Below are 15,853 nucleotides of genomic sequence, written 5' to 3' on the forward strand. Positions count from 1 at the left end.
GCGAGACCCGCAACGAACTCCTTGCGTGGGCAGGTATCGCCCATGTTGAAGCACTGGAATATGCAGCTATTATCGAAAGTAATATTGATCGCCTAGCTGACTGCTTTGAACAACACCTGAATATCGCTGAATTACTAAAACCCTAAAATATAATGAGCTTGGCAATATATGCCCTGCCAACCCGCCTTATGATATGGATTTACAAGCCCCAAATATTGCAATGCCACGGTGGCGTGGCCAAGGCGCATACACGCATGGACACCCCAGCTCAGGGGCAGTTCGAGGTCGGTCCGCTCACCACAAATTCCTCAGAAATACCTTCGTAATCGCTAAGTATACTGGCCTGATTACTCACACCGGAAAATTTAATCCGATAAATACCGGCTTGGGTATTTCGGGGAATACGCCACAGAATTTCTGCCGTCGAAGTGAGCGTGGCATTGGCCTGCGGCTGGGGCGTATCCGAATGCCAGACAAAACTGGTTTGGGGGTCAGCATCCTGAGCGATAACTTCCCAGGTGTTATCGGCAAGTTGGCGCTCAACAAATAGGAAACTGCTGTCGGTTTTCAGATCGCTATTGGGACTGGAGGCCTGAAATACCGTGCGCACTGTCTCTCCTGCCTTATAGCTGGCCTCTGGCGGCACAATTACCGCGCCAAATACTGAACCCGGTGGCGCCAAGTCAGTGCCCTGCGGTGGTAGCAGCTGAAACAGTTGTGGCGAGGTGACGGGAGGCACAGGGCCACTCTGGGTGACACTCGCGTTAACCATATCCAGTGCCAACCGACGTGTTTCTTGCTGCACCGCCGCAAGTGACCACGGACCAAACTGATTAGAGGCAGCCTCGTACATCTGCAGCGCGTACTCCTCGCGCGTAGTGAGGTAACTGACGTAGTCATTGGCAAGACCGGTGATAACAACATGGTCAACGCCATCCTCTTTGAGTACATCAATTAAGGTATCGCGAATACGGCGGCCCGCCATGGTGGTAATTTCCCAGGGCAAACCGACTACCGCCAAGTTGCCTAGACGAAATAACTGGAAGGGGACCACAGTAGCAGAGGCATTAAGGGGTGGACCGAAGATAAGCAGAAGTGGTTTTTCGGCATGACATTCCAGATTCAGACCCGGCAGACTGCCTGCATTACAGCCCACCGTAGCGGCAAACAAATTGGTAGGTACATTGCCACCCGAGCCCTGACGGAATTCGTCAGCAAGCAGCTGGGCAAGGTCTGGATCTTTACAGGTGACACCCGCCTCGGTGAACAGGCCGGGCTCCCCCGGCTGTGCGCCATGACCTGCCGCCGGGAAGGAAACGCCCATGGCAGGATTACAGGTGCGCTTGGGCTGGGCATCTTGCTCTGCCGGATGCTGCAAAGAATTGAGCACCACAGAGTCGGTAATTTCTACCTGATCCATCTGCACATAACCAAACCGGTAGTCGATAGGCCCGCTGAGCTGATGCTTAGCCTCTGCATATAAGTTCAATGCTTTGAGTAGCTGCTTCTGGCCATTGGCAACAGTCACTGGGCTGGGTTCATTGGATGGCAGAAAGATCTCTTGCTCTGCACGCTTTTCGTCATCATCAAACCACATCTGAGTGAAGGCATCGCCCTCATCAGACTGCATGAAGCTAGAAACAAAGCCGGGATTATGCGGCTGCATAAAACGCTCAAATAAGTAGGCAGCATAGCCTTTGTTGTCGCCACTGATCGGTATCGCTCCCAAGCCATATTCCGAGAGTGCGTCCGAAGTAGGATGCACTGCGAACCAATTCATACTGCCGACTGCCCTGCCATCACCATGTTGAAATTTCAGCAGCGTCATCAAACGCGGAGTGGTAACGTCGTTGCCAAGGACGTCTTTATACAAAGCCCGTTCAGCTTCAGTGTTCTGCATATATGCAGGTATGGCGCGGGATTTATTGGCACCGGTGAGTTCGCCTAAGTTCATGGCAATGCTGCCACTTTGTGGATCGGCGCGTAGACTGTCATGCGCCTGCTTAATGGAATTGAACAAGCCCTCAACGGTGATATTAAACGTCTGCGCGTCATGGCCAAGGCGAAGTGCATTGTATGCGGTGAAATGTGCCTGACCACCGGGAGTAGAATGGGTGTGGGTGGCACTCATCATCACATTGTTTTCGTTATACAGTGGGCTGAGATCCGGGTCTGCAGAAATGCGATCTAGCACGGCTTTGCGCACTGACTCAAATAGCATGCCAGTATCAGTAATCGCCATCACCACGCGCTTACCATTGCAGGGCGACGCCACCACAAAACTCCGCGCGTATTGACGAATATGAATGCCAGTGGAATAGTTTTCTGGGCTTTCATTGCCCATGTGAATCTTGCCGCCCGCTGGACCGGTAATGTCAGCCTTGGCCGCCCCAAACTGGAATACGGTATTGCCATTGCACTGAGTAATAGAATTAACTGTGCCGTCTGATGCAGGGGCCGAAACGCTGCTAATCGCGCTCGCGTGTAAGCCCTCCCCGTAAGCGAGCCATGGGCTTTGTACAAGGCAGCTGGTTTCAGCGTCAATAGGATTAATGTCGCTAACCTTGGAACCTCCACTGTCCTTACAGGCACTGATCAAACACAGTAAAACAAGGGCAAGGGACAAAAGGCCAAATCGCATGAGCTACTCTCTTGGTGAATATTAATCTAAAGGTTTTATGCCCACAAACTTTAGGGGGTAGAACATCATATGGATGGCGGCAAGCTTAGTGCCGTAGCCAATCAGAGCGGCGACAATTGGCAGCAGGCAATACAACCACCAATTTTCTTGAACGTCCGCCAGAATGCTATTGAAGCCCATAGTATCTCCCGATACATTATTTTATATTTTTGAGGTGATAGTAAAGACTTTGGCAGCTCAGGTGAAACTAAAAATAAAAAGGCCGGATCGAGCACCTTGACGGAGTCTCTATTTCTAAACGATCGATTTATCAAATTCTCTGCGTGGAATCGATGATAGACATCCTCAACGGCACGGTGACTTCAGGTCGCGCTCGGTAAAAGCGAGTGTTGTTATTGGGATTTTTCTTGTGCTAGTGTTTCCATCCTTAGAGCATGCGGTAAGACCAATATGAGCACCATAAATAGGCAGTGGATCTTAAAACAACGCCCCTCAGGTTTTATCGATCAGGATACCTTCGAGTATCGGGAGTCCGATTGTCCACAGGCCAATATTGAAGCACGCGAGGTTTTGATCAAAACCCTTTACCTCAGCTTTGATCCCGCTATGCGCGGCTGGATGGATGACAAACCAAGCTATCTTCCGCCAGTCCGTATAGGCGCGCCCATGCGCGCCTCAGGTGTAGGCCAGGTTATTACTTCTGGCCACCCGGACTTTCCAAAGGGCAGCCTCATTACCGGACTGCTTAGCTGGCAGGAGTATATATTGCTCGACAGTACGAGTGCGGAGCAGCTACATGTACTACCCGAAGGCACAGAGCCATCAATGGCTTTGTCTGCATTTGGCGGCACCAGCATGACCGCCTACTTCGGTCTTCTGGATGTGGGGCAGCCCAAAGCTGGCGATACCGTGCTGGTATCCGGCGCTGCGGGCGCAACCGGTTCGGTGGTGTGTCAAATCGCAAAACTCAAGGGCTGCAAGGTAATAGGGATTGCCGGTGCCGCCGAAAAATGTGCCTGGCTCAAAACTGAATGCGGTGTAGATGAGACCATCGACTACCGCAATGAAAATGTAGCAGCAAAGCTCGCTGAGCTAGCACCTTTTGGCATTAATGTATTTTTCGACAATGTTGGGGGCAGCATCCTCGAAGCTGGGATCGAACAAATGGCTGAGCACAGCAGTATCGTGCTTTGTGGTTCTATCTCTGCATACAACGATACCCAGCCCAGCCCAGGCCCCAGCAACTTGATGTTGTTGGTTGCCCGCCGCATTCGCATGCAAGGTTTTATCATGCTGGACTATCTGAGCCGCATTGATGAGTTTAATGCAGAATTTGGCAGCTGGTTTATGGCGGGAAGAATAAAAACTCAAGAAGACATTCAAGAGGGCTTTGATAATATACCGGCAACGCTAGTCCGAATTTTTACGGGGAAAAACAAGGGCAAACAATTACTCAAGCTTGCAGACCCACGATAGCAAACAACCCTTGTTCTGACGGAGCCGGCCTTGTTGCGGCAAAGACATTGCTCCGCCAAAAAGATTGGCTCAAGAGTATTCTAAATGGATGGCCTCAAAAGAATCGAAGTGAAACTCTCGCTCTAGCGTCGCAACATAAACGTCTTGCTCTTCAGTTGCGATAATATAGCTCTCCATAGCGCCAAGAACTGGATTGTAAACACCGAAGTGTTGGTACTTATCTACCTGAAAATCAGCGCCCAACTCCCGATTGATACGGGTCAGTAAATTTAAATTAAAGTCCTTAGTGAGTTCGCTTTGGTCATTGTAAACCCTAATCGGAGTGCTAATATCTTTCTTTAAATCAAACTCTACTAATCTAGCCTGAGGCGTTCATACGCATCCACAAGCGTCTAAGAAAATCCTGACTTTGCACCCTATCAACATTGCCTTTTCGGAAATGTCGATGGGATAGTAATTCACGCTACTATTACTATTTAAAAAAACTATCAATAATTAATTGGGCTTTGTGCCCGTCACCTGCACCCAACTCGATAATATCAATTGCGTCTTTACCAATAAGCTCAGCAATCTCATTCTTAACAGTATCTAGAACATCAAACTCGACTCTAGTAGGATAGCAACCTCCATGCTGCGTGATCTGTTGAAAATATTACTACCCGCGTCATCATAGAAATATTTTTACTGCATACTTTTTAGGTAAGCACTTAGGCCCGCCAACACATCAATTGCGAATTGGTCTTTATTAATAGTATCAATATTTTTATACTCAATTTTTAAAATTTCACTCTATGTCCTTTGCCAACCTAATACCCGAAAACATCCACTGCTGGTATGCTTGATAAAAATTTCTATAGCTATGTCGATAATGATTTATCGGTGTCGCAACACAAGCTCCTTTTAGTACAAATTGATTGCACATAAACTTGCCATTGTATTCTTCTAGCTTACCTTCAAATGGTTTATAGCCTGGATAAGGAGAATAGTGACTTTGCGTCCAGCACCACACTTGGCCAGCGGTGTCACCGGTCCTTAAAGGATGAAAAACAGCGCTTTTTTTGCTAGCGGATAGATCTTCGGAGCTACGCAGATAGTGTTCAAATTCTTGCTCTGTGGGCAGCCGGCACACTCGCCAATTGGCAAAGGCATTGGCCTCGAAATAACTGATATGAACCACAGGTGCGTTAAGGTCCAAGGGGGCCAATCCATGAAGGGTATATTCATACCACTCACCGTCAAGCTTGCGCCAATAAAGCGGTGACGTAATACCGCTCTCGGCAAGCCAATCCCAGCCCATGCTTAGCCAATACTTAGGTTCACGATAAGCACCCGCATCAATAAAAGCCAAGTACTCACCATTACTGACAAGGTTCTCGGCTATCGAAAAACCGTTAAGATAGCTTTTATGCTGCGGTGATTCATTGTCAAAGGCATAGCCTTCACCGTTATGGCCAATATCAACAAGCTGTTTATCAAAACTACGCCATGACTGCCTTACTGTTGACGCCAACGCCAAAGGCGCTTTTGAGTAGCTTGGGCTACAAGGATTACAATGGAGAATATACTTGATATCCATATAGAGTAACTCTTGATGCTGCTGCTCATGATGGATACCAATTTCAACAATAGCGACGATCTCGTGGGATATGGCAGTTTCCAGTAAAGCGACTACTAATGCGTCTATTTTTTGACGATATTGATATATTTCCGCAACGGTAGGTCTAGACAAGTTGCCGCGATTTTTTTGCGCCCAATGAGCACCCGCAGACTTATAGTATGAATTAAAGATTAAGCTAAATTTCTCGTCAAAGCGCTGATAATCACTAATATACGGCAGCAACACCAACTCTTCGAAGAACCACGTGGTATGCCCCAAATGCCACTTAGGAGGGCTCACATCGGCGCAAGGCTGGATACAGAAATCTTCTATTACTAAAGGTGAACATATCGCCTTGGTCGCATCTCGTGTGGAGGTATATCGCTTGATTAACGCTTTGCAATCCAGAACATCAGCTGCAGCCATTTACAATCCTTTACCGTTATCTTGATGAATGAGGAAATTTGCAGTGGACCCCATGCGCATATAGCTATAGCGACTTCTCAATACATTATAGTAAGCTACTGACAAGACAAATCAATACTGATCAAGGCCGCGGCGCTCGATTTTTGAACCACAGATATATCAGCGTTCAGAGCCGATTAAGTGTTCAGGCAACCTTCAAAAATGAATAAAGCTTTAATTGAGCCATGTCATTATGCCAAAAACATTAATTCGTCGCGTGTTTAGCGGCGAAAACCAAATGGGTAATCTCGCAGTTGTTGAAGTATGCGAATCTAGACAAGTATTTAATGACACGCTGTTACTGCAACAACGAGCGAAGACCCATCAACAGCCTATCAGCGTGTTTATCATTGCCGACAATTCAAATAGCCTACTTTCATATTCTATCCGCTGGTTCTCACCAACAACAGAAGTTACGCTCTGCGGACATGGCACATTAGCTGCAGCCGATCTAATTCTATCTTCTATAAATACGGACAAGACACACACTAAATGCCTATTCAGCAATAAAGATATTACTGTGAAACAGCTTGAGCACCGAAAATATATACTTTACTTACCCCCTATTAAGCTACTGCCCACCACCCTACCCTCAGCTATTGCCGTTCTATTCAACGCAGAAGCACTCAATGTTATGCAGACAAAAACAGACATCGGCTACCTTATTGTTAGTGTTAAGAACCAGACTGCCGTACGGAATTTCGACTTCGATGAGCGAAAATACAGCGATCTAACACAACGCGCACTTATCGTTAGCTGTAAAAGTGACGATAGTTCTGACCTTATATATTTTAGATACTTTGCGCCACAGTATGGCGAGAAAGAAGATAGCGCCACGGGATCTGCCGCTCCGGTGCTTGCTGAGTTTTGGAGGCTATCATTTGACAAGCCCTACCGCTGCAAGCAATTGTCTTTAACTGGAGGCTACTATCAGTTAATACGTGGAGAAAGGAAGATACAAGTCGTATCGTTTATTTGCGACGCTTGAATGAATAGCAACTCTGCGAATAAGACATATTGCCGCAGCTCAAAAATAGGCCGCCACTTTGAACACGATGAGATCATTACTCGCCCATTTTAATATCACCACTCTCTAAAGATATAAACCCCTGACAAGTCCGCAACTGAAATAGTAACGCGGGCATAGCTCAACACCGCTTTGCCGCTTTTCTATGAAAATAAAATTTCCGACACTACATATATGTCAGCAGACATAGCATTGCATTTTCAAACTAAAAATTAGTCGAAAATCAATCTTCTTCTACAGATAGCCACAACCCAGCAAAGGAGCGATTCCTGAGACGTCGACATCGCAAATAAACCAAGTAACCCTGTCAGTCCATGGAAATAAAGCGTATAGTTTGTCGCTCGACTTTTCTGGTGTCGAGCTTGCGAGCTACTCGTACCTCTCCTCCTGACTGCGATTGCATTTATTTCTATATAAACAGCGTCGATCCTTAGCACCTGCAGTTTTCGCTTTTCCACGCTTTACGCGAACACCCAGACTTTTAGTGTAACTCTGCCCACTTAGCAGCGAAATACTGCGCGATTTTTTCTGCGCGAAGTAAGTGCTTCCTTGATTTATCGGTATTTTTTAGGAGCGCCATGATAATCAACAACGAAGAAGCTCAGTATCGACCAACAATTATTTCTTTTGTAAAAGATCTACCTAATCTGTGTTCACTTGCGGGCCTAGCTTGCACCATATTAGCGATCTACTTTAGTATTACCGGTGTTTATTACGCTGCCATGATCGGCATGATCTGGGCAGTCGCCTTTGACTGGGCAGACGGTCTAGTCGCAAGAAGAATGCAAGGCCGCACTGGTAGCGACCGCATATTTGGCGCTCAACTCGACGTGGTCATAGACATTGTTAGTTACGGCGTAACGCCTGCCATTTTGGTGCTTAGTTACGGCGCTTTCAATCCAATATTTCTACCCATTGCATTCATCATGCTCGCTGCTAGCGCGGTACGCTTAAGCTACTTCAGCACCTTTGGGCTATCTGACGAGTCAAAATACACCGGTCTGGCGCTAGACAACAATAGCATCGCACTGGTTTCAATATTTCTATTAGAAAGTGTTCTACCCGTTGGAACATTCTCAGTTGTTCTCTATGCCAGCGCACTTATCCTGGCCGCGCTTAATGTATCGCAAATAAAAACCCCAAAACTTTCTGGCACACCGCGAAACGTCGTATTCCTTGCGCTTTACACGCTTGGCATAACAGGAATTTATACCTGGAAGCTTTTGTAGCCAGACTAAAACCCGCTAGCACAGCCGATATGAACGGCTCTAAATTCACCTTCACGAGGAACTAAATAGCGCATGATTGTATATACCGTAGGTACATTTGATTTGTTACATGTAGGTCACCTTGCTTTACTGCAGTACTGTAAATCACTAGGCGGCTCTCTCGCCGTGGGTGTTGCTTCAGACCGCGTGGTGAATTCTTACAAACCTAATGTACCAGTGATTCCTCTAGAGCAACGCATGGAAATGCTAAAAGCCTTAAGTTGCGTAGATATTGTAATTGCCTACGATGAACTAGAATATGTATCTGGCTGTAAAGAAGTGGATGCCGATATCTTTGTTATTGGTGAAGACTGGGGCAATAAACCCCATAATATCGCGGTAGAATCGTATTTAAAATCAGCAGGCAAACAGATTAAACAAGTACGTTATAACCCGCGCACATCATCAACTACCATTAAGAAAAACGTTGTAGAACAAACTTACAATATCCGAAATTTTGAAATGGCCGTTGCTTAAGCCAACGATGACAGCGGCGAGCATGCCAATATAAATATGCACGCTAGCTCAATAAAAATAATCAGATAAAATCCAGTAAGGCACTAAAACTGCGCTTCTATTTGAAGCGCGAATCACCACTTCACTCCAGATTCCCCGAGGCAGTGATTAAACACCACAAAAATCATTTTAAGCAGTCCTCAAACAAGTATTAATGGGTGGCTTGCTATTAATACACAGTCATTCTTAGCAATTTAAACGGTGTCATCATTGCATCAACCATGCGGTCAAAAGATCGAATGACCCTCGTTATTGTTGATTCCTATAACGATTTCATCTTTAAGAAAAAGACCGAGACCATGGGATCGATCATTAGTAGGGTTAATATCCGGCCATGTAGTGTGGCTCTATGACTATGAGTTTATCTATACCATCTTGTATTGCACACTCAGGCGAGTATCCGGCACGCCCAACTCAGAAAATGAGCATGGATCTGAACGCTAAGAGAATATATTGTATCTCTAACTGTGTTCTTGTGCGCGCCCCTAAATGGGTACTCAAGAAAGGTGAGATCTTGTCACGCTAGGCCACGCTCTTTGATTTATGACAACATCCCACCCACCACATCTGTTGACCATGGCTCGGTGACATACCCTCGACATAATAAAGACCTAGCATTGTCGCTGCATGTAAGCATTAAAATGACGGACACATTACTATGCAACAGCTAGATGGCCTAGATGCTTTTTTTGCCTTAAACGAACGCCAACATTCGCCGATGCATATCGGCGCCTTAATGATATATAAATCCAGCACCAGCAAGCACAAGCTTTTTTTACAGCAGGAAATACGCCAGAGTTTTAAGCAGCGGCTGTCTGCCTCGCCTATTTTTAGACGCCGACTATTCACCGTAGCCTGCGGCTTAGACAACCCCTATTGGATTGAAGATCGGTACTTTGACCTAGATCAGCATATATTTAGTCACTCTATTAAAGATCACGCGGGAGATTTGCCGGGCCTGCTCGCAACCCTGCATTCGCTCCCCATGAATATGAGCCGCCCATTGTGGGAGGTCCACGTGATTCATGGTCTCGGCAACTTAAATATCTATGACAAAAGAACATTTGGCCTATATATAAAAGTTCATCATGCAGCGATGGACGGTGTATCTGGCACTGAAATCTTGGCGGCGATACACAGCTTAGAAGCGCAAACATTTTCACCACACGAGGCCCGTACAACAATCGATCGCTGGCGGGCGGAGCTGCCTCCGAAACAATGGCAGCTCGTCCACCAAGCATGCATCAACAACCTTCGTAAGCCGCTAAATCTAGCGCGACTAGCCCGCAAGCTTATTCCTTCGTTTAGGCAGGCGGCGAGTGCCGGCCGATGTGATCACAACCCGACAGCGAGCTGGCAAAAATCTCCTTTCAATTGCCGCATCAATGCTGAGCGCAATATTTTAATACTGCGTTTTAATTTTTTACGGCTACGTCAGATTCGCCGTCATTACCCACAGACCACCGTTAATCATGTCGTTCTTAGTATTGTTGGCGGTGCCTTACGGCGCTATCTGATTACCCGAAACTGTTTACCAGACAATCCCTTGGCTTCAATGATTCCCGTCAATATACGCAGTCGCGACGGCAATACAGCTGGCAATGCGATCAGCATGATGATTGCTACTCTGCGCACCGACATCGAATGCCCACTTCAACGCTTGCAGGCAGTGCGCGACGCAGCCAATAGCGCCAAGAGTTTTTCTAATACCATTGGGCGCAGCGCCATCACCTCGCTGGTACGTGAGATACCCAATGGTATCGGGTCAATTACGCTGCGAGCCCTGTCTGCGCTGGCTTACTGGCCGGGCGGTGTGGCAATGCCAGCCTGCACAATCGTCAGCAGTGTACCCGGGCCTCCGGTGCCACTGTATTTTAATGATGCCAAGCTGGTGGAAATGCTAGGTCTTGGACTGATTGTCGATCACCTGGGTTTGTTTCACGTTGCCACCAGTTATAACGGTGTAATGACTTTATCGGTGCTGAGTAGCCCCAGCGCACTCGAAGATCCCGACTTATATCGGCGCTGCCTAGAGGAGTCTTACGCTTCACTAGATGAGGCCGTTTCACGCCCATTGAAACGCAATGAGTAATATCCAGTAAAACCGGTTTTAGTCAATTAGTTTGGCTAAAACGGCACTAAATGACATCAAAACTAAATCCGCCCTTGAAATAAGCGAGCAAAACCCCATTTTTGGTGTCACAAGAACCAATAACGACACTCGCTCGGCAAGGGAACTTCCCAATGACGGAAAAACAATCGATTGGCCAGTTACGCAACTGGCTGACTTCACAAATTATTGGCCAGCAAAGTCTAGTCGATCGCCTTCTTATTGCGCTGCTGGCAGACGGACACTTACTAGTCGAGGGTGCGCCCGGCTTGGCAAAGACCAAGGCCATTAAAACCCTCTCTGACGGTGTTGATGCCAGTTTTCAACGCATTCAGTTCACCCCCGACTTACTACCCGGCGATGTGACCGGCAGCGATATTTACCGCCCGGAAACTGGCGTTTTTGAATTTCAGCCTGGACCGATCTTTCACAATCTCGTATTGGCCGATGAAATTAACCGAGCTCCCGCTAAAGTACAGTCCGCTTTATTAGAGGCCATGGCTGAGCGCCAAGTCAGTGTAGGAAGCAATACCCTGCCACTACCACCGCTGTTCTTGGTCATGGCAACGCAAAACCCACTGGAGCAAGAAGGTACCTATCCGCTGCCCGAAGCCCAGCTCGACCGCTTTTTAATGCAAGTTAATGTCGCCTATCCCAACGCGGCGGCAGAATTAGAAATTCTTCGTCGGGTGCGCGCCGAAGCCCGAGGCGAAATTGATACCCCCGAGCCACTCAGCCAAGAAGTTCTTTTCGCCGCTCGCAGTCAGATATTAGATTTACATATGGCAGAGTCGGTTGAGGAATACATGGTGCAACTTGTCGTTGCTAGTCGTGACGCCAAAGCCCTAGATGCCGAACTCGCAAATTGGATAGAAGTAGGAGCCAGCCCCCGAGCAACCATTGCCTTGGATCGCTGCGCTCGAGCCCACGCTTGGCTAAATGATCGCGACTATGTCAGCCCAGATGATGTTCAAGCAGTTGCTCATGATGTATTGCGCCACCGCCTGATACTAAGCTTTGAAGCTGAGGCCGACGGTATTCGCAAAGATTATATTATCGACCGCCTACTGCAGGTGGTGCCGGTGGCATGAGCAGTCCGCTGCGCAGCGACCTTAGTGCGCCAGTGAAAGGTGCTGTGGTCAATCAGCAAGACCTTATCCAAACTCGCTTTTTAGCCACAAAACTAAAGGCTAAGCCACGCCGCCGCCATTTTGCTCAACAAGGCGGCAACCACGCCTCGCCTTTTAAGGGCCGTGGCTTGGCCTTCCATCACGTGCGTGAATACCAAGGTGGCGACGAAATTCGTCATATCGATTGGCGGGTGACCGCCCGTACTGCCAAAGCACACACTAAAATATTTGAAGAAGAAAAAGAACGCCCCGTGGTATTGTGTCTAGACCAACGCGCCAGTATGTTCTTTGGCAGTCGCCACTGCTTTAAGTCGGTACTGGCCTGCCACGTTGCCGCCACACTTGCCTGGGCCGGACTGGATAATAATGACAGAGTCGGCGGTCTAGTCTTTGCGGATGAAAATCATCGCGAAGTGAGACCTAAGCGCAGCCATCGCGCGGTGCTAAATTTCATTCATACGGCGTCTGACTACAATAAAGAACTGACGCAAATCACCAAGGCTGCAGAGATAAGCCGAGCCCAAAGTTTGGCTAACGCATTCGAAGAGTTACGGCGCATTACCCGCCCCGGCTCAACGGTTTATGTCTTAAGTGATTTTTCTGGTTATGAAAAAGAAGCGGAACGCCAGCTCCATTTAATCGCCCGTCACAACGATGTGATCGCTATTTCAATCAGCGACCCAATGGAAGAAAGTCTGCCTGCCAACGGCAACTATCCAGTGAGTAACGGCCGTGAACGACTGCAGATGAGCTTAACGAATGCTCTGCGCGAACAATTCCTGAACCGCCATCAGCAAGACCGCCAGCACTTACAAGCCAGTTTAAAGCGGGGCGGCATTCATCATATACAGCTCTCCACCGACGCCGCATTTTTTCAGTTACTGCAACGCGGAATGGGGCAGGCATGAATACTAATAGCCAAGTGCCAATGAATCCTGCATTCGGTCAAAGTTCGCCAACAGACCAGCTGGCCGACATTCATTTACCGCCAGCTATTGCTGCGTTCCCTTGGGCGCTTGGCTGGTGGCTGCTACTCGGCTTGCTGCTTCTTGTCGTGCTAGCAAGCTTTTTATGGCTGCGGCATCGTCGCCGCAACAACGCCTTTCGCCGGACCGCGCTAACAGAATTAAGCCAACTTACCGCCATTGAAAAAGACACCGAATTTGCGCAGCAGCTCAATCAATTACTGCGGCGGGTTGCGCTACACAGTTTTTCTAAAGACAGCATAGCCGGTCTCAGCGGCGATCAGTGGACGAATTTCTTATGCCAAAGTTGCGGGGATACGCCCGCGTTTACTAACGCCAACTTAGAAACATTATTCGCAGCAGCCTACCAGCCTGCCCCCGCCCCCCTAGCTCGCGATATGCTCATTGCCCAAAGCAGAACGTGGATAAGGCGTCACCGGAGCCGTCATGTTTGAATTTCAATGGCCACTACTATTTTTACTGGCCCCCTTACCGTTGTTGGTGCGCTGGCTTTCAAAACCGCAAAACCAAGACACCGCTGCCGCACTGCGGGTGCCTTTCTTTACACAGCTTCGCAGCTTAGGGGGAGAACACAGCGGCCCGATTCGCAGCGGCAGCAATATAAACCTTATTCTACTCAGCCTGGTGTGGTTGGCACTGCTTGCGGGTGCAGCCCGACCCACGTGGATTGGCGAACCCGTCGCTATGCCCACCACAGGCCGAGATTTAATGCTGGCGGTAGATATTTCTGGCTCAATGAAGCAGGAAGATATGGTCATTAATGGTGAAAATTTACCGCGTATAATCTTAGTGAAAGCGGTGGTAAACGAATTTATTCGTCAGCGCCGAGGCGATAAATTAGGTCTTATTCTGTTTGGCTCCAACCCTTATATTCAGTCGCCATTGTCATTTGACCTAGACACCCTAGGCACCTTAATGAATGAGGCCCAAGTGGGTTTTGCCGGCAATCAAACCGCCATTGGCGATGCCATCGGTTTTGCCATCAAACGCCTGCGCCAACGACCAGAAAATAGCCGCGTTTTAATCTTGCTAACCGACGGTGCAGATACCGCCAGTAACCTAAAACCATTAAAAGCGGCCGAACTTGCCGCCGCCGAAAAGATTAAGATTTACACTATTGGTGTTGGCGCCACCGAAATGAAAGTTCCCGGCATGTTCGGCAGTAGCTTTGGCGCGCGCACGGTAAACCCGTCGGCAGATCTCGACGAAGACACCCTGCAAACCATCGCAAGTAAAACCGGTGGCAGGTATTTTCGCGCGCGTAATCCTGCCGAGTTACAAGCTGCCTATGACGTCATCGCCGCTTTAGAACCGGTAGAACAAGAACAGGAAATGCTGCGGCCAGAAAAGTCACTGCTCCACTGGCCACTGCTCTTGGCTAGCGCGATGATGCTGCTATTGGCAGTGAGTCGCAACTGGCCCTTCGCTGGCGGCAGTAAATCAAACGAGGCGTCGACATGAATATTGCTGGTGTCGAATTGCATTGGATTCGTCCTGAACTGCTGTGGACTGGTATTCCGCTGGTCATTTGCGCCCTGCTGCTCACCCGTCAGCATTTTCAGCAGCGCAGCTGGCAGAAGCATATCGACCCAAGCTTGCTGCCGTATTTATTAGACGGCAAACCCAGCGGCAAACCACGGCAATCTGCATTGGTCCTGCTACTCGTAGCGATACTGGCTTGGCTGGCACTGCTCGGCCCCGCATGGGAAAAAGTCCCTTCGCCACTGCACAAAAATACCGAAGGCTTGGTGGTGGTACTAGATTTATCACCGTCTATGCTGGCCGAAGATATTCAACCCTCACGTATGCGCCAAGCACGTTTTAAATTACGAGATATTTTACATTTGCGCCGCGACGGTCAAACCGGCTTAGTGGTATTTGCCGGAGACGCCTTTATCGTCGCGCCGCTCACCGATGATGTAAATACCCTATTAACGCTTATCCCTGGTCTCAACCCCAGCATGATGCCCATGACGGGCAGCAATCCCTTAGCCGGTCTTAGCCTAGCCAAAGACTTACTGGATCGCAGCGGCGGCAATGGCAGTATTTTGCTAATCAGCGACGGCGTTACCCCTCGGCAACTTAGTGGCTTAAGGGACTTTATTAGCGACAGCAACTACCCGCTTTCGGTACTCGCGGTGGGGACGTCCGACGGCGCTCCCATCCCCTTACCTAGCGGTGGCTTTGCGCGGGATAATAACGGCAATATTATTGTGCCAGCGCTCACGGTAAATGAGCTGAAAAATCTTGCTGCTGCCGGCGGCGGTATTTACCGTGAGTTGAGTCTGGACGATAGCGATATAACCGCGCTATCTGTCGATACTATCTCAAGCGTGAATGATAGGGAGTCGGAATCCCGTGCTGAGCGCAACTACGACCAGTGGAAAGACGCCGGGCCGTGGCTGGTGTTATTACTGCTTCCATTCGCCTTGCTAGGTTTTCGTAAAAGCTGGCTAGCGGGTCTGGTACCACTGCTGCTACCAGCTCTGCTCGTGACGCTACCCAGCAAAGCCAACGCCTTTGAGTTTAACGATCTTTGGCGGACACCAGATCAACAAGCTGCCGCACTGCTAGACGCAGATCCTCAAGCTGCCGCTGAAAAGTTTGAAGACCCTATGTGGAAAGCCAGCGCACAAT

At 48.5% G+C, this 15,853-nt stretch carries 14 protein-coding genes and 1 pseudogene; 10 read left to right on the plus strand and 5 right to left on the minus strand.

The window, feature by feature from the left end; translation table 11 throughout:
- Window positions 1-268 precede the first annotated feature (268 nt).
- Both ACI955_RS16420 and ACI955_RS16425 read right to left on the minus strand, forming a co-directional pair.
- Window positions 269-2,641: a neutral/alkaline non-lysosomal ceramidase N-terminal domain-containing protein gene (locus tag ACI955_RS16420; protein WP_415244825.1), complete on the minus strand. Its 2,373-nt coding sequence runs from the start codon at window positions 2,639-2,641 to the stop codon at window positions 269-271.
- Window positions 2,642-2,662: 21 nt separating this feature from the next.
- The gene (locus ACI955_RS16425) at window positions 2,663-2,821 is read right to left on the minus strand and encodes a hypothetical protein (RefSeq protein WP_415244826.1); all 159 of its coding nucleotides are present in this window, start codon (window positions 2,819-2,821) and stop codon (window positions 2,663-2,665) included.
- 270 nt (window positions 2,822-3,091) lie between these two features.
- Here ACI955_RS16425 and ACI955_RS16430 point away from each other — a divergent pair, with 270 nt between their 5' ends.
- Window positions 3,092-4,117: an NADP-dependent oxidoreductase gene (locus ACI955_RS16430; protein ID WP_415244827.1), complete on the plus strand. Its 1,026-nt coding sequence runs from the start codon at window positions 3,092-3,094 to the stop codon at window positions 4,115-4,117.
- Between the two features lie 69 nt (window positions 4,118-4,186).
- Here ACI955_RS16430 and ACI955_RS16435 read toward each other — a convergent pair.
- From ACI955_RS16435 to egtB, 3 genes and pseudogenes are all read right to left on the minus strand, one after another.
- Window positions 4,187-4,462 (minus strand): annotated as a pseudogene (locus ACI955_RS16435) (L-histidine N(alpha)-methyltransferase); the annotation flags it as partial.
- A 127-nt stretch (window positions 4,463-4,589) separates the two neighbouring features.
- Window positions 4,590-4,757: an L-histidine N(alpha)-methyltransferase gene (locus ACI955_RS16440; RefSeq protein ID WP_415244838.1), complete on the minus strand. Its 168-nt coding sequence runs from the start codon at window positions 4,755-4,757 to the stop codon at window positions 4,590-4,592.
- Between the two features lie 144 nt (window positions 4,758-4,901).
- On the minus strand, window positions 4,902-6,140 hold the full coding sequence (gene egtB, locus ACI955_RS16445; protein WP_415244828.1) for an ergothioneine biosynthesis protein EgtB: 1,239 nt from the start codon (window positions 6,138-6,140) through the stop codon (window positions 4,902-4,904).
- Window positions 6,141-6,372: 232 nt separating this feature from the next.
- On the opposite strand from egtB, the gene ACI955_RS16450 reads away from it, so the two are divergent.
- The 9 genes from ACI955_RS16450 to ACI955_RS16490 all read left to right on the plus strand — a co-directional run.
- A complete protein-coding gene (locus tag ACI955_RS16450; RefSeq protein WP_415244829.1) occupies window positions 6,373-7,167 on the plus strand; it encodes a PhzF family phenazine biosynthesis protein in 795 nt (264 codons plus the stop codon).
- A gap of 617 nt (window positions 7,168-7,784) precedes the next feature.
- Complete coding sequence (locus ACI955_RS16455; protein ID WP_415244830.1) at window positions 7,785-8,435, plus strand: CDP-alcohol phosphatidyltransferase family protein; 651 nt, start codon at window positions 7,785-7,787, stop codon at window positions 8,433-8,435.
- 72 nt (window positions 8,436-8,507) lie between these two features.
- Window positions 8,508-8,951: an adenylyltransferase/cytidyltransferase family protein gene (locus ACI955_RS16460; protein WP_415244831.1), complete on the plus strand. Its 444-nt coding sequence runs from the start codon at window positions 8,508-8,510 to the stop codon at window positions 8,949-8,951.
- 697 nt (window positions 8,952-9,648) lie between these two features.
- A complete protein-coding gene (locus tag ACI955_RS16465) occupies window positions 9,649-11,082 on the plus strand; it encodes a wax ester/triacylglycerol synthase family O-acyltransferase (protein ID WP_415244832.1) in 1,434 nt (477 codons plus the stop codon).
- Window positions 11,083-11,234: 152 nt separating this feature from the next.
- Entirely contained in the window at window positions 11,235-12,191 is a 957-nt protein-coding gene (locus ACI955_RS16470) for an AAA family ATPase (RefSeq protein ID WP_415244833.1), read from the plus strand.
- On the plus strand, window positions 12,188-13,138 hold the full coding sequence (locus ACI955_RS16475) for a DUF58 domain-containing protein (protein WP_415244834.1): 951 nt from the start codon (window positions 12,188-12,190) through the stop codon (window positions 13,136-13,138). The genes ACI955_RS16470 and ACI955_RS16475 overlap by 4 nt, the downstream gene beginning before the upstream one ends.
- Window positions 13,135-13,650 carry a DUF4381 domain-containing protein gene (locus tag ACI955_RS16480; protein ID WP_415244835.1) on the plus strand — a complete coding sequence of 172 codons (516 nt, stop codon included), beginning with the start codon at window positions 13,135-13,137 and terminating at the stop codon, window positions 13,648-13,650. The genes ACI955_RS16475 and ACI955_RS16480 overlap by 4 nt, the downstream gene beginning before the upstream one ends.
- Complete coding sequence (locus ACI955_RS16485) at window positions 13,643-14,677, plus strand: VWA domain-containing protein (RefSeq protein ID WP_415244836.1); 1,035 nt, start codon at window positions 13,643-13,645, stop codon at window positions 14,675-14,677. Before ACI955_RS16480 ends, ACI955_RS16485 begins: the two co-directional genes overlap by 8 nt.
- The coding region (locus tag ACI955_RS16490; protein ID WP_415244837.1) for a vWA domain-containing protein at window positions 14,674-15,853 on the plus strand (1,180 nt) is incomplete at its 3' end. The genes ACI955_RS16485 and ACI955_RS16490, both read left to right, overlap by 4 nt.

Source organism: Zhongshania sp. (assembly GCF_047636175.1).
Taxonomy (GTDB): domain Bacteria; phylum Pseudomonadota; class Gammaproteobacteria; order Pseudomonadales; family Spongiibacteraceae; genus Spongiibacter.